The 22,957-nt window shown below is 61.9% G+C and carries 25 protein-coding genes and 1 pseudogene; 15 read left to right on the forward strand and 11 right to left on the reverse strand.

Features of this window, described 5'->3' with window-relative positions; genetic code table 11:
* Positions 1-44: 44 nt before the first annotated feature.
* Positions 45-482 (forward strand): annotated as a pseudogene (locus ACIOUG_RS12555) (methyl-accepting chemotaxis protein); the annotation flags it as partial.
* A gap of 368 nt (positions 483-850) precedes the next feature.
* Positions 851-1,384, forward strand: a complete 534-nt coding sequence (locus ACIOUG_RS12560; RefSeq protein ID WP_401065815.1) for a DUF1003 domain-containing protein — start codon at positions 851-853, stop codon at positions 1,382-1,384.
* Here ACIOUG_RS12560 and ACIOUG_RS12565 read toward each other — a convergent pair whose 3' ends face one another.
* Positions 1,385-2,326 carry a LysR family transcriptional regulator gene (locus tag ACIOUG_RS12565; protein ID WP_401065943.1) on the reverse strand — a complete coding sequence of 314 codons (942 nt, stop codon included), beginning with the start codon at positions 2,324-2,326 and terminating at the stop codon, positions 1,385-1,387.
* A 140-nt stretch (positions 2,327-2,466) separates the two neighbouring features.
* On the opposite strand from ACIOUG_RS12565, the gene ACIOUG_RS12570 reads away from it, so the two are divergent.
* Complete coding sequence (locus tag ACIOUG_RS12570; protein WP_401065817.1) at positions 2,467-3,168, forward strand: CTP synthase; 702 nt, start codon at positions 2,467-2,469, stop codon at positions 3,166-3,168.
* Positions 3,165-3,479, forward strand: a complete 315-nt coding sequence (locus tag ACIOUG_RS12575; protein ID WP_401065818.1) for an antibiotic biosynthesis monooxygenase family protein — start codon at positions 3,165-3,167, stop codon at positions 3,477-3,479. The genes ACIOUG_RS12570 and ACIOUG_RS12575 overlap by 4 nt, the downstream gene beginning before the upstream one ends.
* A 196-nt stretch (positions 3,480-3,675) precedes the next feature.
* Here the strand turns inward: ACIOUG_RS12575 and ACIOUG_RS12580 are convergent, their stop codons facing one another.
* Positions 3,676-4,002 carry a DUF2025 family protein gene (locus ACIOUG_RS12580; RefSeq protein ID WP_401065820.1) on the reverse strand — a complete coding sequence of 109 codons (327 nt, stop codon included), beginning with the start codon at positions 4,000-4,002 and terminating at the stop codon, positions 3,676-3,678.
* Between the two features lie 222 nt (positions 4,003-4,224).
* Between ACIOUG_RS12580 and ACIOUG_RS12585 the strand changes: the two genes are divergently transcribed.
* Together ACIOUG_RS12585 and ACIOUG_RS12590 are read left to right on the forward strand one after the other, a co-directional pair.
* A complete protein-coding gene (locus tag ACIOUG_RS12585; protein ID WP_401065823.1) occupies positions 4,225-5,349 on the forward strand; it encodes a glycerophosphodiester phosphodiesterase in 1,125 nt (374 codons plus the stop codon).
* Positions 5,350-6,033, forward strand: a complete 684-nt coding sequence (locus tag ACIOUG_RS12590; RefSeq protein ID WP_401065826.1) for a helix-turn-helix domain-containing protein — start codon at positions 5,350-5,352, stop codon at positions 6,031-6,033.
* Position 6,034: 1 nt separating this feature from the next.
* On the opposite strand, the gene ACIOUG_RS12595 is transcribed toward ACIOUG_RS12590, so the two are convergent.
* A complete protein-coding gene (locus tag ACIOUG_RS12595) occupies positions 6,035-6,913 on the reverse strand; it encodes a sterol desaturase family protein (RefSeq protein WP_401065828.1) in 879 nt (292 codons plus the stop codon).
* A 164-nt stretch (positions 6,914-7,077) separates the two neighbouring features.
* On the opposite strand from ACIOUG_RS12595, the gene ACIOUG_RS12600 reads away from it, so the two are divergent.
* Together ACIOUG_RS12600 and ACIOUG_RS12605 are read left to right on the forward strand one after the other, a co-directional pair.
* Positions 7,078-7,383, forward strand: a complete 306-nt coding sequence (locus ACIOUG_RS12600; RefSeq protein ID WP_401065831.1) for a PepSY domain-containing protein — start codon at positions 7,078-7,080, stop codon at positions 7,381-7,383.
* Positions 7,384-7,544: 161 nt separating this feature from the next.
* Positions 7,545-8,720 carry an ATP-binding protein gene (locus ACIOUG_RS12605; protein ID WP_401065834.1) on the forward strand — a complete coding sequence of 392 codons (1,176 nt, stop codon included), beginning with the start codon at positions 7,545-7,547 and terminating at the stop codon, positions 8,718-8,720.
* 131 nt (positions 8,721-8,851) lie between these two features.
* Here ACIOUG_RS12605 and ACIOUG_RS12610 read toward each other — a convergent pair whose 3' ends face one another.
* Positions 8,852-9,298: a hypothetical protein gene (locus tag ACIOUG_RS12610; RefSeq protein WP_401065837.1), complete on the reverse strand. Its 447-nt coding sequence runs from the start codon at positions 9,296-9,298 to the stop codon at positions 8,852-8,854.
* A gap of 110 nt (positions 9,299-9,408) precedes the next feature.
* On the reverse strand, positions 9,409-11,031 hold the full coding sequence (locus ACIOUG_RS12615; protein ID WP_401065839.1) for a methyl-accepting chemotaxis protein: 1,623 nt from the start codon (positions 11,029-11,031) through the stop codon (positions 9,409-9,411).
* A gap of 412 nt (positions 11,032-11,443) precedes the next feature.
* Between ACIOUG_RS12615 and ACIOUG_RS12620 the strand changes: the two genes are divergently transcribed.
* Positions 11,444-12,466, forward strand: a complete 1,023-nt coding sequence (locus ACIOUG_RS12620; RefSeq protein ID WP_401065841.1) for a transporter — start codon at positions 11,444-11,446, stop codon at positions 12,464-12,466.
* A gap of 199 nt (positions 12,467-12,665) precedes the next feature.
* On the forward strand, positions 12,666-14,279 hold the full coding sequence (locus ACIOUG_RS12625) for an inorganic phosphate transporter (protein ID WP_401065843.1): 1,614 nt from the start codon (positions 12,666-12,668) through the stop codon (positions 14,277-14,279).
* A 122-nt stretch (positions 14,280-14,401) separates the two neighbouring features.
* On the opposite strand, the gene ACIOUG_RS12630 is transcribed toward ACIOUG_RS12625, so the two are convergent.
* Entirely contained in the window at positions 14,402-15,298 is an 897-nt protein-coding gene (locus ACIOUG_RS12630; RefSeq protein WP_401065846.1) for a LysR family transcriptional regulator, read from the reverse strand.
* Positions 15,299-15,418: 120 nt separating this feature from the next.
* On the opposite strand from ACIOUG_RS12630, the gene ACIOUG_RS12635 reads away from it, so the two are divergent.
* Entirely contained in the window at positions 15,419-16,174 is a 756-nt protein-coding gene (locus ACIOUG_RS12635; RefSeq protein WP_401065849.1) for an SDR family NAD(P)-dependent oxidoreductase, read from the forward strand.
* Between the two features lie 106 nt (positions 16,175-16,280).
* Here ACIOUG_RS12635 and ACIOUG_RS12640 read toward each other — a convergent pair whose 3' ends face one another.
* Positions 16,281-16,718: a multidrug/biocide efflux PACE transporter gene (locus ACIOUG_RS12640; protein WP_401065852.1), complete on the reverse strand. Its 438-nt coding sequence runs from the start codon at positions 16,716-16,718 to the stop codon at positions 16,281-16,283.
* An 89-nt stretch (positions 16,719-16,807) separates the two neighbouring features.
* On the opposite strand from ACIOUG_RS12640, the gene ACIOUG_RS12645 reads away from it, so the two are divergent.
* Complete coding sequence (locus ACIOUG_RS12645) at positions 16,808-17,662, forward strand: LysR family transcriptional regulator (RefSeq protein ID WP_401065854.1); 855 nt, start codon at positions 16,808-16,810, stop codon at positions 17,660-17,662.
* Positions 17,663-17,746: 84 nt separating this feature from the next.
* On the opposite strand, the gene ACIOUG_RS12650 is transcribed toward ACIOUG_RS12645, so the two are convergent.
* A complete protein-coding gene (locus ACIOUG_RS12650) occupies positions 17,747-18,583 on the reverse strand; it encodes a LysR family transcriptional regulator (protein WP_401065857.1) in 837 nt (278 codons plus the stop codon).
* Positions 18,584-18,694: 111 nt separating this feature from the next.
* Here ACIOUG_RS12650 and ACIOUG_RS12655 point away from each other — a divergent pair, with 111 nt between their 5' ends.
* A complete protein-coding gene (locus tag ACIOUG_RS12655) occupies positions 18,695-19,420 on the forward strand; it encodes an SDR family oxidoreductase (RefSeq protein WP_401065858.1) in 726 nt (241 codons plus the stop codon).
* Between the two features lie 147 nt (positions 19,421-19,567).
* On the opposite strand, the gene ACIOUG_RS12660 is transcribed toward ACIOUG_RS12655, so the two are convergent.
* The 3 genes from ACIOUG_RS12660 to ACIOUG_RS12670 are packed head-to-tail and all read right to left on the reverse strand — an operon-like array spanning position 19,568 to position 21,600.
* A complete protein-coding gene (locus tag ACIOUG_RS12660) occupies positions 19,568-20,797 on the reverse strand; it encodes an RNA polymerase sigma factor (RefSeq protein ID WP_401065861.1) in 1,230 nt (409 codons plus the stop codon).
* Positions 20,790-21,134 (reverse strand): YciI family protein, encoded by a 345-nt coding sequence (locus tag ACIOUG_RS12665; protein ID WP_401065864.1) that lies wholly within the window; start codon positions 21,132-21,134, stop codon positions 20,790-20,792. Before ACIOUG_RS12665 ends, ACIOUG_RS12660 begins: the two co-directional genes overlap by 8 nt.
* A gap of 40 nt (positions 21,135-21,174) precedes the next feature.
* Positions 21,175-21,600, reverse strand: a complete 426-nt coding sequence (locus ACIOUG_RS12670; protein ID WP_401065866.1) for a YybH family protein — start codon at positions 21,598-21,600, stop codon at positions 21,175-21,177.
* 141 nt (positions 21,601-21,741) lie between these two features.
* Between ACIOUG_RS12670 and ACIOUG_RS12675 the strand changes: the two genes are divergently transcribed.
* A complete protein-coding gene (locus ACIOUG_RS12675; RefSeq protein WP_401065868.1) occupies positions 21,742-22,227 on the forward strand; it encodes a GNAT family N-acetyltransferase in 486 nt (161 codons plus the stop codon).
* An 18-nt stretch (positions 22,228-22,245) separates the two neighbouring features.
* The gene (locus tag ACIOUG_RS12680) at positions 22,246-22,851 is read left to right on the forward strand and encodes a pyridoxamine 5'-phosphate oxidase family protein (protein WP_401065871.1); all 606 of its coding nucleotides are present in this window, start codon (positions 22,246-22,248) and stop codon (positions 22,849-22,851) included.
* Positions 22,852-22,957 lie beyond the last annotated feature (106 nt).

Genomic DNA, 22,957 nt, shown 5'->3' on the forward strand with positions numbered 1-22,957 from the left:
AAGTCGCCGAGCAAGGCACCCAGGTGATCCAGCAGGCGGCCAGTGAGATGCGGGAAATTGCCGATGACATCGCGCAGTCTTCGACCTTGATCGCACAACTCGGCGAGCGCTCTGAGCAGATCACGGCGATCGTCAACACCATCCGCGCGATTGCCGACCAGACCAATCTGCTGGCACTCAACGCGGCGATTGAGGCGGCGCGTGCGGGGGATCAGGGACGCGGGTTTGCCGTGGTCGCGGACGAAGTGCGGCAACTGGCGGCGCGCACCAGCGGCTCGACGGCGGAGATTTCCAACATGATCAGCCTGATCCAGAACGAAACCCGGCAGGCGATCAAGAGCATGGAAGGCACCCGAGGCCGGGCGGCGCAAGGTGTTGAACTGGCGGACCAGGCCGGCAGCGTGATTCTGCAGATCCGCGATGGCGCCAGTGAAGCGGTACAGGCGGTGAGCATGTTTGCCAATGAGCGGGCGCCCGGTTGATTGCGGTGCTGAAGCTTTAGACCGAGTCGCGGCCTTCGCGAGCAAGCCCGCTCCCACAGGGAAATGCATTCCAGGGTGGCAGCATGTTTGCCAAGGATCGGCATCGATGCGCTGAGGCTTTAGACCGGGTCGCGGCCTTCGCGAGCAAGCCCGCTCCCACAGGGAAATGCATTCCAGGGTGGGAGCATGTTTGCCAAGGATCGGCATCGCGGCGCTGAGGCTTTAGGCCGGGTCGCGGCCTTCGCGAGCAAGCCCGCTCCCACAGGGAAATGCATTCCAGGGTGGGAGCGGGCTTGCTCGCGAAAGGGCCAGCAGCCTCGGCACAGGACTATAGTGATCAATAGTCCCTGAAGCCTGCCGAGCCCATCATGACCACAGAAAAACCCGACACCCCCACCGTCCCCCCCGTCGATCACCTGCGTTTCCACCGTCCCCACGCTCACCTCAACACCACGTTTGGCAACGACAAGTTCGCCCTGCGGGCCGAGGCGTTTGCGCGATTCTTCGGCACGCCGACGTTTCTCGGCGCGCAAACTTTGATCGTGCTGCTGTGGGTGTGCCTCAACGTGACGGGCGTTACCACGTTCGACGTTTACCCGTTCATCCTGCTCAACCTCGCCTTCAGCCTGCAATCGGCCTACGCCGCGCCGTTGATTCTGCTGGCACAGACCCGTCAGGCCGCACGGGACAAGGCGCAGTCGGACGCCGACGCGCAACACCGTGAAGCGCTGGCCGTGGCCAATACCGAGCGCCAGGCCCAGGCCGCGCAGACCACCGTGCAATTGCTCGAACTGCTGGAACAGAACACCCGCCTCACCGAAATGACCAAGAGCCTGACCGAACGCATCGAGGGTTTGACCCGCGAGTTGCACCAACACATGTGCCAGACGCGCCAGCCCTGATCACGCCAGTCGCAGCGCCCGCCCGAGTTCATCGAACAGCGTGACCACCGAGCGCAACGCCCGGCAGTCCGGGCGGGTCAGCAACCACAGCGCGGTGTCGTAGCCGTGCAGCGGTTCGCTCAACGCCTGCAAACCTTCGGTGATAAGAAAATCCGGCAACGCCGCCACGCCGAGTCCGGCACGCACCAGTTCGGTCACCGAAAGCATGCTGTTGCAGCGATAACTCGGGGTCACGCCGGGCAACTGTTGGCGCCGCCAGGCGACGGTCGGGTGATCCGGCAGAAACTCATCTGGGGTGATCCAGGTCAGTGCCGCCAGATCCGTCGCATCAGCATTCTGCAGATAGCGCGCACTGGCGCAGACCCGGTAGGAAATCTTCGCCAATTGCCGTCCGACCAGATGCTCCGGCGGCGTACGCGTCAGGCGCAGGGCGATGTCGGCATCGCGGCGGCTGAGGTTGGCGAAATCGTTGGACGTGCTCAGCTCGATGGTCAGCGCCGGATAGTTCGGCATGAACTGCGCCAGCGCCGGCAACAGCAAGCCTTGCAACACTGAGTCGGTACAGGTCAGACGCACCGTGCCACTGACCACTTCACCGCCCTGTTCGACACCGATCCGCGCCGCGTCCAGTGCCTGCTCGGCGCGCTCGGCCTGCTCGGCCAACGTCTGCGCGAGGGAGGTTGGCAGGTAACCGGCGCGGCTCTTTTCGAACAGTTGCTGACCGAGCGCCGACTCCAGACGCCGCACCGCGCGAAACACCGTCGACACGTCGACCCTGAGCAACTGCGAAGCCCGGGCCAGAGAGCCGCCACGCACCAAAGCGAGGATCAACGCCAGATCCGGGTAGTCGAGCCGATAGTGCGTCGCTGCATTGATCACTTGGGTTAACGCCAATATTGAGTGCGTGAGCGCCAATCTATAGTGAGCCCCGGTGATCGACAACTGCACACATTCACTGTGGTGAGGGGATTCATCCCCGATGGAGTGCGCAGCAGGCCTGGTTTGAGGGCCGCTTCGCGCCCCGTCGGGGATAAATCCCCTCACCACAGAGGTTCATCACTCACTCAAATCAAGGAAATCCCATGGACGCCATTTCCATCGCCCTGATCGGCGATTACGACCCGCAAGTCACCGCACACCAAGCCATCCCTGTCGCGCTCGGTCTGGTGGCCGAACACCTCGGCCAGGCCGTGCAATTCGATTGGCTGGCCACGGATCAAATCCACGTCGATACACCCTTGGAAAGCTACGACGGCTTCTGGTGCGTCCCGGCCAGTCCCTACAAAAGTGAGGCCGGTGCACTCAGGGCCATCCGGTTTGCCCGCGAACGGCAGCGCCCTTTCCTCGGCACCTGCGGCGGTTTTCAACATGCGCTGCTGGAGTTTTCCCGCAACGTGCTGGGCTGGGCCGATGCCGAACATGGCGAAACGTCACCGGATTCGCAGCGAGCGGTGCTCACGCCGCTGACCTGTTCGTTGGTGGAGGCAGTGGACAGCATTCATCTGGTCGCCGGCTCGTTGATCGCCAAGGCGTACGAAACGTCGCAGATTCATGAAGGCTATCGCTGCCGGTTCGGTGTGAACCCACAGTTCGAACGAGAATTGCTGACCCATCAGCTACACGCCGTTGGCCATGATTCGGCAGGCGGCTTGCGGGCGATCGAATTGACAGACCATGTGTTTTTTGTCGCCACGCTGTTCCAGCCGGAACGCGCCGCGCTCAAGGGCCAGATCCCGCCATTGGTGCGCGCGTTCGTCGAAGCGTGCGGGGAGCAGCGCCAATGAAACCTGACGAAACCTGCTTTGCGGTGATTTTCACCTCGACCCGCACCGAGGGCGACAACGGTTACGCGGCGGCGTCCCAACGGATGATGGAACTGGTCAACGAGCAACCGGGGTTTCTCGGGATTGATTCGATTCGCGGGGAAGACGGGGTCGGGATCACCATTTCGTATTGGCAGAGCGAGGCGGCGATTCTGGCCTGGCGCGAACATCCCGAGCACCGGGTGATTCAGGCGCGTGGCCGGGCGCAGTGGTATTCGAAGTTTCAGACGCGGGTGTGTCGGGTGGAGCGCGAGTATCGGTTTGGGCAGTGACCACTGCGGCGCATGGACTGGCCTCTTCGCGAGCAAGCCCGCTCCCACAGGGACAGTGTTTGGGCAGTGAGCCTGGTGGTGCCGTCACTGGCCTCATCACCAGCAGGCTGGCTCCCACAGGGACTTGTGATCGCCACAGATCCAATGTGGGAGCGGGCTTGCTCGCGAAGAGGCCGCAACAGCCACTACAAAAACCTCAGCCCCGCACCAGACTGCGCACCGCCACAATCTCCGGCACCTCAACCTTGCTCATGTACACCCGCAGCGGCTCGCTGATGTTGATCCGCTCATCAATATTCTGATCCAGCAACAACTGAATCAGCTCGCGCTTCAAGGTCATGGTTGTATCAGAGGCCGCCACCCAGACAAATTCGCGGGTGGGAATGATGCCGTCATCGGCCACGTCCATGCCGAACGAATCTTCGCTGAAACGCACGATGTACTGGCCGGTCTTGCGGTTGAGGCCGACAAAACCCTTGAGGTCATCGGCGGCCTGACAGATGAGTTGGGAAGTGATGCGCATGGTAAACCTCACGAAAAATCATCGATGGTTTACACGCAGGGCAACAGACTCGGCGCGCCCTCTGCCGGAGCGTCTGCCGAAGGCAAGCGTACTGCAAACCGCGCCACAAAAGTGCAGGAAAAATCGCTTTTAATACGTTTATGTCGGTCTGGCGATAGCACGCAACCGATTCAGTTGTTAAAAGGTACGTCTTTGAAAATGCCCTGCGAAAGGAACTCGAACATGCCCGCCACTTTCACCAAAAGCGCCCTCATGCTGAGCCTGCTGCTCGGTCTCGGCCAGGCCCACGCCGCCCAGACTGACGTCAATGCGCTGGCCGCCGCCCATGGCATCCCGCACCCGGCCGTGATCGCTCACCGTGGCGCATCCTTCGATGCACCGGAGTCCACCGCCGCCTCCTACAAACTGGCCCGCGACCTCGGCGCCGATTACCTGGAAATGGACTTGCAGCGCAGCAAGGACGGCGTGCTGTTCGCCCTGCACGACAACAACCTGCAACGCACCACCGACGTCGCGACCAAGTTCCCGGAGCGTAAAGACAGCCCGGCCAATGCCTTCACCATGGCCGAACTGAAAACCCTCGACGCCGGCAGCTGGTACAACAAGGCCTACCCGGATCGCGCGCGTCCGACCTACGCCGGCCTGAAGATCCTGACCCTGGACGAAATCATCGACATCGCCCAGGCCAACCCGAAACACAAGCCAGGCCTGTACATCGAAACCAAGGAGCCGCAGCTTTTTCCGGGGATCGAGCATGACCTGAAAGAGAAGCTGCAGGATCGCGGCTGGCTGAGCCCGGCCGGTTCGAAACTGGCGAAAAGCGAGCTGGGCGTCGGCCAGGGCAAAGGCAAGGTGATCCTGCAGACTTTCGAGAAGAACAGCCTCGAACTGCTGCAAAAGGAAATGCCGCAAGTGCCGAAAATCCTCCTGCTGTGGGTTGGTGAAGGCAGCATCGAGCCGAAGTCCAAAGTGACCTTTGCCGACTCCGGCGAGAAGGACAAGAACGTGTTCTACGGTAAGCAAGAGCCGAAGTCCGAAGCCGAATTCAAACAATGGGTGGATTTCGCCAAGGCGCAGGGCGCGATCGGCACCGGGCCTTCGGCCAGGCTGACCAAGGGCGGCGACCAGAGCTATTCGGATCTGGTGCAACCATGGATGAACCAATACACCCACGACCAAGGCATGCTGGTGCACGTCTACACTGTCGATGAGCCGGTGGACTTCGAGAAAGTCATGGCGGCCGGTGTCGATGGCATCTTCACCAACCGCGCCAGCGAACTGTTGAAGTTCTACAAGCGTCCGGCGGCGTCCAGTGTTGATCAGGTGTTGAAGAACAACGGGTTCTGAGTGAACACGCACACCGAGTGGACAGGCCGCCTCTGGCTGGGGCACGCCTATGGCCTGATCCACGGAGTGTCGGGGCGCACCGCGCCCCATTCCCACTACGCCCACCAGATCATCCTCGCTCCCGAGCGTCCGGCCACTGTGCTGCTGGACGGCACGCCTGTCACCGCCTCCCCGCTGTTGATTGCTTCCAATGTGCGCCACGCGATTGTCGACGCGCCGGATCCGCTGTTTACCGTTTACGCCGAACCGCTGCTGTTTGATGCGCAGACGCTTGTCGATCGACTGTCTGCCGCCGAACTGTCGCTGCCCGCACTTGATCGCGCGATACGCCAATGTCCGCGCCGCTCGCTGAGCGATCCACGCATCGAACGCGCACTGGCTGCCATCGATGCTTCGCTGATCGACAAAGTCGCGGCGCGCGCCGTGGCTGACGCCGCACATGTGTCGCTGAGTCAGTTGCAGCGGCTGTTCGTCAGTCAGGTCGGTCTGCCGGTGCGCCGACTGGTGCTGTGGCGCCGCTTGCGCCTGGCGATGGCGGCGATTCTGCTGGGCAGCCCGGTGACCGCTGCGGCACATTCGGCGGGGTTTGCCGATTCGGCGCACTTCTCGCGCAGCGTGAAAAAACTCTTCGGCGTCACCGCGTGTCAAGCGTTGCAGCGTATCGACTTGCAGCTGCTGGACTGACTCAACGGCGCAACGCTGGCGGCACCACTGGCTCGCGACTCAACGTGACCGTCGCGAACGGATCCAGCAATTGCGCGGCGTAGTCACGGGGAAAATCCGGGCGGCTGCCAATTCCCAGATCACCCTGGCGAATCTGATAGTCCGGGGTGTAGAAACCGGTGCCCAACAGCCAGTCCCACAGCGTAAAAAACAGTCCGAAATTGACGTCCCCGGCCCGCCCGTACTTCATGTGATGAAAGCGGTGCAGCGGCGCCCAGGCGAAAATCCAGCGCAGTGGCCCCATGCGGATATCGACATTCGAGTGCTGCAAGAGCAGTTGAATGGCAATGGCAAACGCCAGTAACGCCGCGACCTGCGAGGGAATGCCCAGCACCAGCAACGGCAGCAGCCCCGACGTCGCTTCCAGCAGTTGATGCAGCGGGTGTTTCATCAAACCGTTGAAGCCATACAGTCGCTCGACACTGTGATGCACCGCGTGCAGCCGCCATAGCCACGCCACGCGGTGGCTGGCGTAATGCATCAGGCTGATTCCGGCGTCGGCAATGAATATCGCCAGCGCCAGCTGCAGCCATAACGGCCACTCCCGTGGCCATGCGCCGTCAATCGCAAAAAGCGTTACCAGGCCCGGCAATGCCAGCAGGCCCAGTGCATTCAGTGCTTCGTTGACTAATGCGTGCAGGATGTCGCGGCGCCGGTCACCGGCCGGATGGTTCCAGCCCGGCTCATACGGCAGCAACCATTCGGCAACAAACGAAACGAGCAGCGCGCTGACAAACAGCGGCAACAAGCACAACGTCGACACCTGCGACACCCAAACTCCAAACCCGATGAATCCGCCCCAGAACACTGGCGCGTACAACCCGGCAACCCTGCGTTTCATGTGCACCTCCGTTGATCGAAGGCACAGCATGCGAGCGCGCGGCGAACGGCAATTGAACAAACGACGCAATCGAACAAGGCCATTTAAGGGTGAATTAAGTTGCGCTGGTTAGTCTGGCCCCACTGCAACAGATCAACCCCATTCGATACCCAAGGAACGAAACGATGAAAACTTTGACTGCCCTGTTCTCCGCCGCTGCTCTGACCCTCACCGCTGGCCTGGCCCAGGCTGATGTGCGCGTCGACCAAATCCCGCAACTGGTGAAGGAAGGCAAGATCAAGTCGCTGGAGTCGATGAACGCCGAAGCACTGAAACTGCACCCGGGTGCGACCATCACCGACACCGACCTGGATAACCACTTCAACGGTTACGAGTATGAGGTCGAGCTGAAAACCGCCGATGGCAAAGAGTTTGACGTCGACTTCGATGCCACCACCGGCAAGGTGCTGAGCAACAAGCAAGACACCTGATACACCGCCAAAGCAAAGCCGCACGATCAACAGGTCGTGCGGCTTTTTTGCGTCTGCCGGTCGGCAAATCACGCGAATACCGCCTGAAGGGATGCCAAAGCTGCCATCAGACCGCTAGTATGGCCCCCATTAATCGACGAACGCAGCCGGGAACGATGGGCATGGGGCAGAGCAAAGCAGCAGACATCGCCACCATCGGGCGCATCAGCGCGGTGCCGGCCATCCTTCAGGTCATCCGCGAACTGACCGGCCTGCGCTTCGCCGCCGTGGCGCGGGTCACCGAGGAATCGTGGACGACGTGTGCGGTGCTCGATCAACTGGATTTCGGCCTGCAGGTCGGCGGCGAGCTGGATGTGGTCACCACCCTGTGCCACGAAATCCGCCAGTCGCATGTCTCGGTGGTGATCGACAAGGCCAGCGAAGACCCGCTCTACCGCGAACATCACACCCCGCGGATGTACCAGTTCGAGAGCTATATTTCGGTGCCGGTGTTCCGCACTGACGGACGGTTCTTCGGCACCATCTGCGCCCTCGATCCGATCCCGGCGCAGCTCAGGTCCAGCACTATCCAGAGCACCATGGAGTCTTTCGCGCGGATGCTCGCGTTGCAGATCGAAGCCGAGGAAAGCGCGCAACGCACCGAAACAGCGCTGTTGCAGGAGCGCGAAACCGCCGAGTTGCGCGAACAGTTCATCGCCGTGCTCGGCCATGACTTGCGCAACCCGTTGTTCGCCATCAGCGCCGGCGCCGAAATGCTCCTGCGCAAGCACCCCGATCCCGCCATCGAAGTACGGGTACGCAATATCCTTGGCAGTGCGCAACGGGCGACGCGGCTGGTGGATGACGTGCTCGACTTTGCTCGCGGGCGATTGGGCAAAGGCATTCCGGTGGCTATCCAGCCCTGCGCGGATCTGACCGACGCCGTGCAGCAAGTGGTGACGGAGATCCGCAACGTGCACCCCCGGCGCACGATTCACGCGACCATCGGCGACTTGCAGGGCGTGTCCTGCGACCGTGCGCGGATTGCCCAACTGCTGTCGAATCTGCTGGCCAATGCCGTGGCCCATGGCGACCCGGCGGGGGTTATCGAAGTCATCGCCCAGGTCGAGCACGGTGCGTTAATGCTGGCGGTGAAAAACCAGGGGCATATTCCTGAGGCGATCCTGCCACACCTGTTCCAGCCCTATTCGCGCCCAAGCGTCAGCACGCCACAGGCCGGGCTTGGCCTGGGGCTGTACATCGCCAGCCAGATCGCCCAGTCCCACGGCGGACGTTTGCACGTCGCGTCCACCGCACAAAGCGGCACGCTGTTCACCTTCAGCCTGCCAACCACCTGAAACACACCACAGATCCCTGTGGGAGCGGGCTTGCTCGCGAAGGCGTCGTGTCAGTCAATATTTTCAGTGGCTGATACTCCGCATTCGCGAGCAAGCCCGCTCCCACATTGGACTTTCAGTGCCTTTGGGAATCAGGCCGAAGTGCTGACCAACGACCCCGAACTGCTCGACCCGGAATCCTGCAACGCCTGCAACAACGCCGCCGTGGCCGTCTGCAACGAAGCCGAGGTGCTGGAGATTTGCGCCTCGGCGGAGGCCACGTCGGCAGCCTTGGCATCAGCGTCTTCCTGCTTGGCCTGAGCCGCTTGCAGCGCCTGCTGCTGTTCCTGCAATTGCTTTTGCAGCTCGGCGATCTGCTTGCGCAGTTCTTTCACCGAATCCGACTCACCGCTGCTGTCGGAACTGCTGTCGCCCGCCGGAGCCGCGCCCCCGCCGGCCGCCACTTTGCTGGTATCGGCACTGACGCCCGCGCTGCTGGTTGCACTGGTTGAGGTGTCGTCACTGGCGTCGCTGATCTTGGTTTTGCTGGTGGCGGTGGTGACGGTCTGATTGATTGAAACAGAGGTGATGCTGACCATGGGATGGCTCCAATGCCGGTTATAGATAACCGGCCATCGGCGGCAGTCGCGGCGATTTGAGATCGACTGTGTACCGACTCGGTAACCGAACCGGTACACGTCGGCTGACGTCAGGCGCTCAGGCGCGCGGTGACTTCATTGAGTTGCCCGGACAGGCCATGCAGGTTCTGGCTGGCGCTTTCGGTGCGCTGCACGCTGTTGAGGTTGGTGCTGGCGATCGAGGTGATCTCGGTCAGGTTGCGCGAGATGTCTTCGGCGACCGAGGTCTGCTCTTCGGCGGCGGTAGCGATCTGCCGGTTCATGTCGCGGATCGCTTCCACGGCGTGGGTAATGCGCTCGAGCATCGCACCGGCCTGGGTCACTTGCTCGACGCTTTCATCACTGCGCGCCTGACCGCTTTCGATCGCTTGCGCAGCGTCCACGGCACCGGTCTGCACATTCTGAATGATCTGGTTGATCTCGATGATCGACTCGGCCGTACGCTGCGCCAGGTTGCGCACCTCGTCGGCGACCACCGCAAAACCGCGTCCGGCTTCACCGGCCCGCGCCGCTTCAATCGCCGCGTTGAGCGCCAGCAGGTTGGTCTGTTCGGCGATGCCGCGAATCACTTCCAGCACCTTGCCGATGCGGCCGCTGTCGGTTTCCAGGCGACGAATCACCGTGGCGGTGTTGGCAATTTCGCCACGCATCTGGGTGATGCTGTGGATGGTGCTCTGCATGACCTTTTCACCCTGCTGGGCAGACTGGTCGGCATCGTCGGCAGCCCGCGCCGCGTCCGCCGCATGGCGGGCGACTTCCTGGGCGGTGGCGGACATTTCGTTCATTGCCGTCGCCACTTGGTCGGTGCGGTTGAACTGCTCGTTGGTGCCGCCGGCCATGGTCGTGGCAATCGCATTCAACTCGCCGCTGGCGCTGTCCAGATCACTGGCGCTGCGTTGCAGGTGGCTGAAGGTTTCGGCGAGGAAATCACGCAGGGTATTGGCGGCGGCGGCAAGGTTGCCCAGCTCGTCCTGACGGTCGTTGGCGACACGCTCGGCGAGGCGCCCACGGCTCAATTGGGTGACGTAATCGATCAGCTTGCGGATCGGGTCGATCAGGTTGCGGTTGACCAGCCACAGGCTCAGCAAACCGATCAGCAGACCAGAACCGAGCATCACCAGAATCCCCAGCAACACAGTACGGTCGGCACTGGCGCTGATCTGCGCCGACTGTTCGGTGCCCTGCTTGCGCAGCTCGGCGACCAGTTCGCTCATCTGATCGCTGGTCGCGCGGTCCACGCCTTTGACGGCGCTGTCGCCGGCCGTTGGATCGGCACCGGCAGCAACGTAGGCATCGCGGCCTTTCTGGTAGGCGCTGCCGAGTTGGCGGTGCTCTTCGCGCAGACGTTCGATGCGGGTTTTCAGTGCCGGCTCAAGGCCTTTCTGGCCGGCCAGTTCACCGAGAATGTTCTGCACATCGCGCTGACGATCTTCGAACTGGCTCCAGTATTTGGCCAGGTCCGCCGGTTGCTTGCCGCGCAGCAAGACGTTTTTCCACTCCTGCACCTGCACCTTGAATTGCAGGTTGGCCTCGTCGATCAGTTGCGAGGTGTGCAACGGGCCGGCGATCAACTGACTGTAGTTCTGCACGCCATTGGACAGGAAATGAAAGCAGGCCAGTGCGATCAACAGCATCGCCAGCAGGCTGCCGCTCAGCAGGGCGAGAATTTGTGCTCTCAGGGATTTTTGCAGCATCGCGAGATACTCAGGACAGGGATGAGGCACGCCCGGTAAGGCGTGGAATTTTGCCGGACATCCGTGTCGGCGAGCCTTGGCTCATAGCCAAGCGCGCGCAACGTAACCCAAGCTTGATCGGCGTACCAGAGCGCTTCTTGAAGAAATTCCGACCATTGGTAGGTGAATTAAGAGACTGTGATCGACCATGGCACAGGGTGGGAGCGGGCTTGCTCGCGAAAGCGACGTGTCATCCACATCATCACTCAATGATCATCCGCATTCGGGAGCAAGCCCCCTCCCACAGGATTGCCGGTAATGATCACGATCACTGTCATTTTGCAGTCACACAAGCGTCATGTGTGATTGCGATGATGCGGCTCAGTGAACCTGCCATTCCGCGACCGACGCGCCCTCCTCGCAGCGAGCCTCCATGAACCACAGCCTCGATATCAGTCATCGCGATCCTGATTTGTTCGGCCTGCTTTACGGCTTCCGTTTTCGTCCCGGTGAACGTGGCCGCGAAGTCGATTCGGCGACCGCCCTGCGTTGTCTGCAAGATGACAGCGACACTGATGAATTCCTCTGGCTGCACCTGAACCTGGCGCACGCCGCGTGCGAGCGCTGGATGAAAAGTCATCTGCAATTGCCCGAAGAATTTTTTGAAGCACTGCACGAAGGTTCGCGTTCGACGCGCATCGAGCACGTCGACTCGGCACTGCTGGCGGTGGTCAACGACGTGGTGTTCAACCTCAGCAGCATGGTCTCCTCGGACGTGTCGACGCTGTGGGTTTGCGTGCGCAGCAAACTGATCGTCAGCGCACGCCTGCAACCGCTGCACTCGGTGGACAAATTGCGTTCGTCGGTGAAGGCCGGTGAATGCTTTCGTTCGCCGTCGGAACTGCTGGTGCACTTGCTGCGCGATCAGGGCGAAGTGCTGACGCAGATCGTGCGCAAGACCAGCATGAGCGTCGATCAGGTCGAGGACGAATTGCTCTCCTCGCGCCTGTCGACCAACCGCGCCGAACTCGGCGCCAACCGCCGGGTGCTGGTGCGTTTGCAACGGCTGCTGGCGCTGGAGCCGGGTTCGCTGCTGCGCCTGCTCAACCGGCCGCCGCCGTGGCTGCAGAAGGAGGACGTCAAGGAGCTGCGCAAATCCACCGAGGAGTTCGCGCTGATCATCAACGACCTCACCGCCCTCGGCGAACGGATCAAACTGCTCCAGGAAGAAATCGCCGCCAACCTCAACGAACAGAGCAACCGCACACTGTTCACCCTGACCGTGGTCACGGTGCTGGCGCTGCCGATCAACATCATTGCCGGTTTCTTCGGGATGAACGTGGGGGGCGTGCCGCTGGCGACAGATCCCGAGGGGTTCTGGATTCTGGTGGCGCTGGTGGTGACGTTTACCGTGATTGCCGGGCGCTGGGCCTTCCGCAAGCGCGGGGATTATTAAGATCAAAAGATCGCAGCCTTCGGCAGCTCCTACAGGGCACGGTAAACCTGTAGGAGCTGCCGCAGGCTGCGATCTTTTGATTTTCACTATCAGATCAGCGGTGAGCTAATCCGCCAAACACTGACCTGCCGCAGTCTCTCTGTAATATTTAGCAACGATCATGACCAACACTCCTTCCCTCGCTCAGGATTGTCCGCTCATGGCTACTCCCTCCCTGACCGCCCGCCAGGCGTCCGCCCCCAGTGGCAGGCCCGCCCTCGACAAGAAAACCGGCCCGTTCACCTACGTGATCTTTTTCGCGGTGCTCGCGATGGGGATGTTGTTCACCGCTTACAGCCTGATGCACGACATGCATGAACTGGGCACCACCGTCACTACCTGGACCCCGTTTCTGCTGCTCGGCGTGGCGCTGCTGATTGCGCTGGGCTTTGAGTTCGTCAACGGTTTCCACGACACCGCCAACGCGGTCGCGACAGTGATTTACACCCACTCGCTGCCGCCGAATGTGGCGGTGGTCTGGTCGGGGTTCTTCAATTTCCTCGGGGTGCTGCTGTCCAGTGGCGCGGTTGCGTTCGGCATCATTGCTCTGCTGCCGGTGGAGCTGATTCTGCAGGTCGGTTCGTCCGCCGGTTTCGCGATGATCTTCGCCCTGCTGATCGCAGCAATCCTGTGGAACCTCGGCACCTGGTGGCTGGGACTGCCGGCCTCCTCTTCCCACACTCTGATCGGCTCGATCATCGGTGTCGGCGTGGCCAATGCCTTGATGCACGGGCGCGACGGCACCAGTGGCGTGGACTGGGCGCAGGCGACCAAGATTGGTTACGCCCTGCTGCTGTCGCCGCTGGTGGGCTTCGGCTGCGCGGCGCTGTTGCTGCTGGCCATGCGCGCCTTCATCAAAAATCGCGCGCTGTACAAGGCGCCGGAAGGCAACAACCCGCCACCGTGGTGGATTCGCGGTCTGCTGATCGCCACCTGCACCGGCGTGTCCTTCGCCCACGGCTCCAACGACGGGCAGAAAGGCATGGGCCTGATCATGCTGATTCTGGTCGGCACCTTGCCGATGGCTTATGCGCTGAACCGCACCATGCCGGCCGATCAGGCGTTGCAGTTCGCTGCCGTCGCCGAAGTCACCCAGCAAGCGCTGGTGAAAAATACCCCGCTGCCAGCCCCGGCGGATCCGCGCCCGGTGCTGTCGGATTACGTGCGCAGCAAGCAAGCCACCCCGCAACTGATCCCCGCCCTCGCCGCCCTCACCGGGCACATTGGCGAAGAGGTCAAAGGCTATGGCTCGCTGTCGAAAGTCCCGGCCGAAGCCATGGGCAACGTGCGGAACGACATGTACCTGGCCAGCGAAAGCATTCGCCTGATGGACAAGAACAAGGTCGGCAACTTCGACGCCGACACCACTGACAAACTGCAACTGTTCAAGCAGCAGATCGACAACGCCACGCGCTTCATTCCGCTGTGGGTGAAGATCGCCGTGGCCATCGCCCTGGGCCTTGGCACCATGGTTGGCTGGAAACGCATTGTGGTGACGGTCGGCGAAAAAATCGGCAAGACCCACCTGACCTACGCCCAGGGCGCCTCGGCGGAAACCGTGGCGATGCTGACCATCGGCGCGGCGGACATGTTCGGTTTGCCGGTGTCGACCACCCACGTGCTGTCATCGGGTGTGGCGGGGACCATGGTGGCCAATGGCGGCGGGTTGCAGATGAAGACCATCCGCAATCTGCTGATGGCGTGGGTGCTGACCTTGCCGGCGGCTATTCTGCTGTCGGGTAGCCTGTACTGGCTGTTCACCCAGATCTTCTGAACAACCCGGCCCCCCTGTAGGAGTGAGCCTGCTCGCGATAGCGGTGCTTCAGTCACATCTGCATCGACTGACAGCACGCCATCGCGAGCAGGCTCACTCCTACAGTTGATCTGCGGTATCAGTCAGAGCGTCGAACGAATCACCTCCCCCAACCACTCCATGAACACCCGCACCCGCAATGGCAAATGCCGTTGCCGCGCATACAGAATCGAAATGCCCATCGCCGGCGCCGTGAACTGCGGCAGCACAGTCACCAATTCGCCAGTTTCGAGGTGCGGCTGCATGCCCGTGCGCGGCACCTGAATCAGGCCGAAGCCGCCGAGGCAGGCTGACTCATAGGCATCGGTGCTGTTGACCGTGACACTGCCGGCCATCGGCAGGCGCCGTACCTCTCCATCCTGTTCATAGACAAACCCTTCCGAGCGCGAACCGAGCACGCCGACGTAATGCACCAGCCGATGCTGCGCCAGATCCTCCAGCGTGCGGGGCACTCCATAGCGCTCGAGGTAAGCGGGGCTGGCGCAATTGATCATCGGGAAGTCGCCCAAATGCCGCGCCACCACCGATTGATCCGGCTGCGCGCCGATGCGCACCACGCAATCGAAGCCCTCGCTGAGCAGATCGACGCGGCGGTCGGTGCTGCTGATTTCCAGTTCAAGATTCGGGTGGCGCGCCATGAACTCGGGCAGCAGCGGCATGATCAAGCGGCGCGCGAGGATGTTCGGCATGTCGACACGGATCCGCCCGCTCAGCGACGCCGGATCCTGCCGAAACAAACCCTCGATTTCGTCCATGTGCGACAGCAGATCCTTGCTGCGCTCGTACAGCACCAGGCCGTCCTGAGTCGCCTGCACCTTGCGGGTGGTGCGTTGCAGCAAGCGTGTGCCGAGCAGGGTTTCCAAGGCCTGCACATGCTCGGACACCGTCGAGCGTGGCAGCCCAAGACTCTCGCCGGCGAGGGTGAAACTCGACAGCTCGCTGACCCGGACGAAGGTGCGCAGCAGTTCCAGTTTGTTCATGAGGACACCCGTTGATTGTTCGGCTGAGTCGATCAGTGATTCCGCTTTCAGTCTGTTTATCACCCCACGGCGGATAAATAAACTTTGCTCATCACCACTCACCGCAATCGAGGATTTCACATGAGCCGCAAAATCGCATTGATCACTGGCGCCAGCCGTGGCCTGGGCAAAAACGCTGCACTGCATCTCGCCGCTGAAGGCGTGGACATCATCGGCACCTACAACAGCCGCGCCGATGAGGCTCAGGCACTGGTGGCTGAACTGGAACAACGCGGCGCCAAAGCCGTGATGCTGCAACTGGACGTTGGCCGCAGCGAGACCTTTGCCGATTTCGCCAAACGAGTTGAACAAGCGCTGCAGCAACTGGAACGCCCGCGCTTCGACTTCCTGATCAACAACGCCGGGATCGGGGTCCACGCACTGTTCGCAGAGACTACCCCGGAACAGTTCGACCTGCTGATGAACATCCAGCTCAAAGGACCGTTCTTCCTGACTCAGCAACTGCTGCCGCTGATCAATGACGGTGGCCGGATCATCAACATCTCCAGCGGCCTGACCCGCTTCAGCCTGCCGGGCTACGCCGCCTACGCGGCGATGAAAGGCGCGATGGAAGTGCTGACCCGCTACCAGGCCAAAGAGCTCGGCGCGCGGCAGATCGGTGTGAACATTCTGGCGCCGGGCGCGATCGAGACTGACTTTGGTGGCGGCGCGGTGCGCGATAACGCGGCGTTGAACGCGATGGTCGCGAGCAACACCGCACTGGGTCGCGCCGGGCAACCGGATGATATTGGGGGGGCGTTGTCGATGCTGCTGACGCCGGGCGCGCAGTGGATCAACGGGCAGCGCGTCGAGGCGTCGGGCGGAATGTTCCTCTAACGGCAACACACGCCTCTGTAGGAGCTGCCGAAGGCTGCGATCTTTTGATCTTTAAAATCAAAGTCAAAAGATCGCAGCCTGCGGCAGCTCCTACAGTGGGTTCGGGTTAGCCCTGACAGGTGCTGCGCTGCACAAACCGCTCGCGCACCACGTCATAGCCCCAGTGATACACGTAGGTGTAAGGCAGGAAAAACAGCAGCACGCCGATGTCGAGCAAGAACGCCTGCCACAGGCTGACCGACAGCCACCAGGCAATCAGCGGCACGCCCATCACGATCAATCCACCCTCAAACAGCAGCGCATGGACCACCCGGGTCCAGCCGTTGTGCGCGACGTTCAGGCGCTTGAGCGTGCGGTCGAAAAAGCCGTTGAACAGCACGTTCCACGCCAGGGCCAACAGCGCGATCAGCACGGTCACGGCGCCCATGTCCAGCAGCGCTTTGTCCATGATCCACGCCAGCAACGGCGTGCAGATAAGGATCGCCAGAAACTCGAAACCGATGGCCTGGAAGATACGTTCAGTGATGGATTTGTTGGCAGTCATGGCCTGACTCCTTGTGTGAAGATGGTTGCCATGATCCGCCCTCACACCGATACTTCATAACCAATAACCATCGATCAAGGCGATAGTTCATGGCTTCGCAGGAAGTGCTGGTGGCGTTTGTCCAGGCCGCCACTCAGGGTTCGTTTTCGGCGGCAGCGCGCAAACTGGGGCGCAGTCAGTCGACCATCAGTGCGGCGGTGGCGAGTCTGGAGATTGATCTGGACCTGGTGCTGTTCGACCGCAGCAGCCGCAAACCGACCCTGACCCCGGCCGGCCACGTCATGCTGCAACGGGCCGAGGCGATCCTGGCGGCCACCAGTCGGCTGGAAATGACTGCCCGGCAACTGGCCCAGGGCGTCGAGCCGAAACTCACGGTGGCGATTTCCGACACCTATCAATCGGCGCGTTTTGAAGCGGCGCTGGTCGGCTTCGAGCAGCGTTACCCGGATCTGGAGCTGGAATGCCTGATCGCCGAGTGCGACGACCTGATCGAACTGGTCCAGCGTGGCCGCGCACACCTGGCGTTCGCCGAAATGCGCGACAGCTATCCGCCGGACCTGGTGACCTCGACCGTGGCCGAGCGCACTGATCTGGCGCTGTTCGTCAAACGTGATCACGTGCTGACCCAGGTCGAACGTGTCGATCAGCAGGTGCTGGAACAGCATCGCGAGTTGCGCCTGGCGACCATCGTCAATCCCTACGACAGCCGCGCCAAGGGCCGGGTGTGGTCGGCACCGAGTTACCTGATGCTGATGGAAATGGCGGAAATGGGCTTCGGCTGGGCGGCGCTGCCGCGCTGGCTGGTGGCGCGCTTCGGTAACGCGACGCTGGTGGAGTTGAGCGTGCGCGGCTGGCCGCGGCCGGTGTATGTCGACGCGTTGTGGTCGCGGCTGTATCCGCCGGGGCCGGCGGGAAGCTGGTTGCTGAGCAAGATGCTGGAATAGAGCAAAAGATCGCAGCCTTCGGCAACTCCTACAGAAGCATGCGTTTCATTGTAGGAGCTGCCGCAGGCTGCGATCTTTTGATCTTCAGGCCGCTGCAATTTCCACCGGCCGGTTCTCCTGAAAATACCCCTGCAACCCGCGCATCGCCGGCAACTCCAGCGCCTGCGCCGCATAGCACAACCCGACTCGGCGCGTCGGCGCCGGCAGGTGCAACGCCCGCACCACCACTCGCGCATGCCCGCTGACCAATGACTGCGGCAACATCGCCACGCCGACACCCGCCGCGACCATGTGCAGCGCCTGCTGCAACGAGCCGGCATGCCCCGCCACCGCTTCCGGCGAGCGACCGTACAACGCCATCAAGCGCTGATGCGATGGATGCTGCGGGCAGGTGATCCAGTCCGCGATCGGCGTCCACCCGGCCTGCGTCGCCGCCATCGGGTGATCCAGCGGCAGCGCCATCACATAGGGTTCTTCCCACAGCGGCAGAAACAGCTCGTCCTCACAGCACAGCTCCTCCACCGCCAGCCGCCCGTCACCGTGACAGCCTTCCTCCAGCGTCAGCAACAGATTGGGCAAGGCCTGATGGGCCATGCGCACAAAGGCTTCGATGTGGCTGGCGGCGATGTCGCCCTCGATGCCCAGGGTCAGCGGCGCACGGTTCTCGCCACTGCGAAACATCCGGCTCAGGGCTTCGGCCTCGGCGACCATGCGCCGCGCCTGCGGGTACAACAACCGCGCCTCGGCGCTGACCTCGACCCCACGCGGTTGACGCACGAACAGGGGCGCGCCGAGTTCTTCTTCAAGCTGTTTGATGGTTACCGACAGGGTCGGCTGGCTGATGAACAAGCGCTGCGCCGCCGCAGTGATGTTGCGTTCTTCGAACACCGCGAGAAACGCTTTGAGGTGACGGATATCCATAGATGATTCCGATGACAGACAGAGGAATAAGGCATTTTTCAGCTTGGAAGACGCTGAATATACTGCACCCAGCATTCAGTCATTTGATTTTCTTATTTCAGGAGTTCACGTATGGGCAAGCCATTGATCATCATCACCGGGGCCAGTTCGGGCATTGGCGCGGCCGCCGCTCGCCGTTTCAGCGCTGCCGGGCACCCGTTGTTGCTGCTGGCGCGACGTATTGAACGCCTGGAGGCACTGGAACTGCCGAACAGCCTCAGCCGGCAGGTCGACATCACTGATCGTGCCGCCCTGCTCGCGGCAGTCGCCGAAGCCGAGGCCCGATTCGGCCCGGCTGACGCGTTGATCAACAACGCCGGGGTGATGCTGCTGGGCGCGATGAGCGCGCAGGATCCGGCGCAGTGGGAGCAGATGCTCGACGTCAATGTGAAGGGCCTGCTCAACGGCGTGCATGCGGTGGTCGCGGGCATGGTCGAGCGCAAGCACGGCACGATCATCAATGTCAGTTCGGTGGCCGGACGCAAGACGTTCCCCAACCACGTGGCGTATGTCGGCACCAAGTTTGCGGTGCATGGCTTGTCGGAAAACCTGCGCGAAGAACTGGCACCGCACAACGTGCGCGTGACCACCATTGCCCCGGGCGCGGTGGAAACCGAATTGCTCGGCCACACCACTGATGAGGCGATCAAGACCGGCTATCAGGCGTGGAAACAGGAGATGGGCGGCACGGTGCTGAGCGCCGAGGATGTGGCGACGGCGATTGCCTATGCATATGAACAGCCGCAGGGCGTGTGCATTCGCGAAATCGTGCTGGCTGCGACCCGGCAGCAAGCCTGATGCTTTGATGGTGGCTGGACTGGCCTCTTCGCGGGCAAGCCCGCTCCCACAGGGATCTGCGGTGGTCATAGATTTTGTGTACACCACGGACACTGTGGGAGCGGGCTTGCCCGCGAAGGGGTCGGCACTGCCACCGAAGATTTCAGATCAATCCAATTGCGCCAGCCGCGCTTCGATAAACCGCCGCTCCGGCTCCTGCCGGGTCAGTTCCAGTGCTCGCAGGTAAGCCGTGCGCGCCTGCTCCACCCGGCCCAACTGGCGACAAAACTCCGCCCGCGCCGAATGCGCCAAGTGGTAATCCTGCAACTCACCGCGTTCGAGAATCCCCTCGATCAGCGTCAATCCCGCCAACGCTCCATCGCGCTTGGCCACCGCCACCGCGTGGTTCAACTCGATCACCGGCGACGGCATCGCACGCAGCAACACGTCATACAGCCCAACGATCTGCTGCCAGTCCGTTTCCGCCGCTGACGGCGCTTCGGCATGCACCGCGGCGATCGCCGCTTGCAAACAATACGGTCCAAAGCGCCGTGTGGTCAGCGCCCGCTCCACCAGCGCACAACCTTCAGCGATCAACCCGGCATCCCAGCGCGAGCGATCCTGATCATCCAGCAGAATCAACTCCCCCTCCACGGAAGTCCGCGCCGCCCGCCGCGACTCATGCAGCAGCATCAACGCCAACAGGCCCATGACCTCAGGCTCCGGCAGCAACTCCATCAATAACCGCCCCAGCCGAATCGCCTCGCGGGTCAGATCCTCCCGGGTCAGCTCAGCGCCCATCGACGCCGAATACCCTTCGTTGAACACCAGATAAATCACCCGCAGCACGCTATCAAGGCGCTCGGGCAATTCGCTCAGGCTGGGGACTTGATAAGGGATTTTCGCATCACGAATCTTCGCCTTGGCGCGCACGATGCGCTGGGCAATCGCCGTCGGCGCCGAGAGAAACGCGCGGGCGATTTCTTCGGTGGTCAGGTCGCAGACTTCACGCAGGGTCAGCGGCACTTGCGCATCCGCCGCCAGCGCCGGGTGACAGCAGGTGAAGATCAGCCGCAGACGGTCGTCTTCCACGTCTTCGCCGCTCCAGTCGGCCTGTTCCAGTTCTTCGAGCTGCGCCAGCAACAGCGGCTGCGAGGCCTTGAAGCGGGCGCGCCGGCGCAACACATCAATGGCCTTGAAGCGCCCGGTGGAGACCAGCCAGGTGCGCGCATTGTCCGGCACGCCGTCGCGCTGCCAGCGTTCGACCGCGATGAAGATCGCCTCGTGCAAGGCTTCCTCGGCGAGGTCGAAATCCCCGAGCAGACGGATCAGGGTCGCCAGAATCCGCCGCGAGTCTTCGCGATAGACCTGCTCGACCCGCGTCCGGACGTCAGACATTCAACTGCCGCACCGGACGCACTTCGACGCTGCCGACCCGGGCCGCCGGAATATTGCCGGCGACCTGGATCGCTTCGTTCAGATCCTTGGCGTCGATCAGGTAGAAACCGGCCAGTTGCTCCTTGGTTTCGGCGAACGGGCCATCGGTGATCGTCAGCTTGCCGTTGCGCATACGCACGGTGGTCGCGGTCTGCACCGACTCCAGCGCTTCGGCCGCGACCATCCGCCCGCTGCCCTGAATCGACTCGGCGTAGGCCCAGCACTCGGCGTCTTCCGGGCTGTCGGGCGAGGTGTGCAGCAGGCGCTCATCGCTGTAGACCAGGCATAGATACTTCATGGCGTTCTCCTGAATCGGACGGATCAACTATGGCTGAAGATCAGGGCTGCACATCGAACAGGGTCGCGCCGCTCATCGGATCGAACGGCGCCGACCAATGCTCGTGGACAATCTTCCACGTCCCGCCCACCTGCCGATAGCACGCGGTCGCACGCATCCAGCAGCTCTGGGTTTCGCCTTTGTCGTTGGTACCGCCGCAATTGGCCACCCAATGGGCAAACGCGAGGTTGTCCGCCGTCTCGATGGCGATCTCGTGGAACTCGAAAACGTGCGGGCCGGAACACATTTCCATGCAGGCTTCCCAGTGTGCGCGGTAGGCGGCCTTACCCTTGAATTGCAGGGCCTTGATCGCGTCGAAGGAGAGGATGTCATCGGTGTACAACGTCATAACCTTGTCGACGTTCTTGGTCATTACCGCGTCGCGATAGGTATTGATCAGGGTCTGGATTTCGGTCTGAGCGCTCATGCTGTTCTCCATGTTTTTTGTGGTGAAGACACCCTTAGTCGTTTGCCAATCGAGCAGATCGACAGACGAAACAAAAAATTTCCGCCGAAGACAAAATCGCTAGAATCCGAGGCTCATCTTTGTAGGAAAAAGGAAATTCCCGTGTCAGCCCAACTCGTGCCATACGACAGCCTGAACGCCTTGCAGCGTCAGCAGGTCGAGGCGATTGAAATCCATCCCGAGCAGATCAAGTTTTCCGGCGACATTCACGGCGCGCTGCACACGCTGCTGTCCAGACCCGGCCCCGGCGTCAAAGGTTTTGCCCTGCTGGCCGATCAGGTGCCGGTGGCGTTCCTGCTGCTCAAGCGCCCGCCCGTGTTGCCGGACTGGGCCGACGAACACAGCGCCACCCTGCATGCCTTGCAGGTCGATCACCGCGCGCAGGGCAAGGGCTACGGCAAGGCCTGCCTGCAAGCGTTGCCCGCCGCGGCACGAGAGGCATGGCCGGAAATCAAGGGGCTGGAACTGTCGGTGGATGCCGATAACGACGCGGCAATCGCGCTATACGCCAGATATGGTTTCGTCGACAGCGGCGAAGCGTACAAGGGCCGGATCGGTTACGAGCGGCGCATGGGCCTGTTTTTCTAAGTCATCGAGGGATGCACGATGATCGATTCAATCGAAGCACTGGAAGCTATTTACGGCTTGCCCCACGACCGCGCGGTGCGCAAGCAGATCGGTTTTCTCAACGCGGATTATCAGGCGATGGTGCGAGTCTCGCCGCTGGTGATCGTCAGCTCGGTGGGTGCCGACGGCCTCGATAATTCGCCGCGTGGCGATGCGCCGGGATTTGTCCGAATCATTGATCAAAACACCCTGGCCCTGCCGGATCGCCCGGGCAACAACCGCATCGATACCCTGCGCAATGTGCTGCACGATCCACGGGTGTCGCTGCTGTTCATCATTCCGGGAATCGGCGAGACGCTGCGGGTCAATGGCACGGCGACCATCAGTGCAGATCCAGATCTGCTGGAAAGCTTTGCGGTGAACGGCAAACCGGCGAAAACGGTGTTGCTGGTGACGGTGGAAGCGGCGTTTTTCCATTGTTCGAAAGCCTTCGTGCGCTCCGACGCATGGAACCCGCAAACCCATCTGCCACGCTCGGCGCTGCCTTCTGCGGGCGCGTTCCACAAGCGTCTGAACGACGGGCAGTTCGACGCCGAGACCTACGATCGCGAAGCGCCGAAGCGGGTAATTGACACCCTCTACTGACCCCTATCAGCAGATCACCATTGTTCCCCTGTGGGAGCGGGCTTGCTCGCGAAGCCGTCGTGTCAGATAAATCATTGGCAAATGACACACCGCCTTCGCGAGCAAG

It is taken from the genome of Pseudomonas sp. NPDC087803 (assembly GCF_044742995.1).
Classification (GTDB): Bacteria; Pseudomonadota; Gammaproteobacteria; order Pseudomonadales; family Pseudomonadaceae; genus Aquipseudomonas.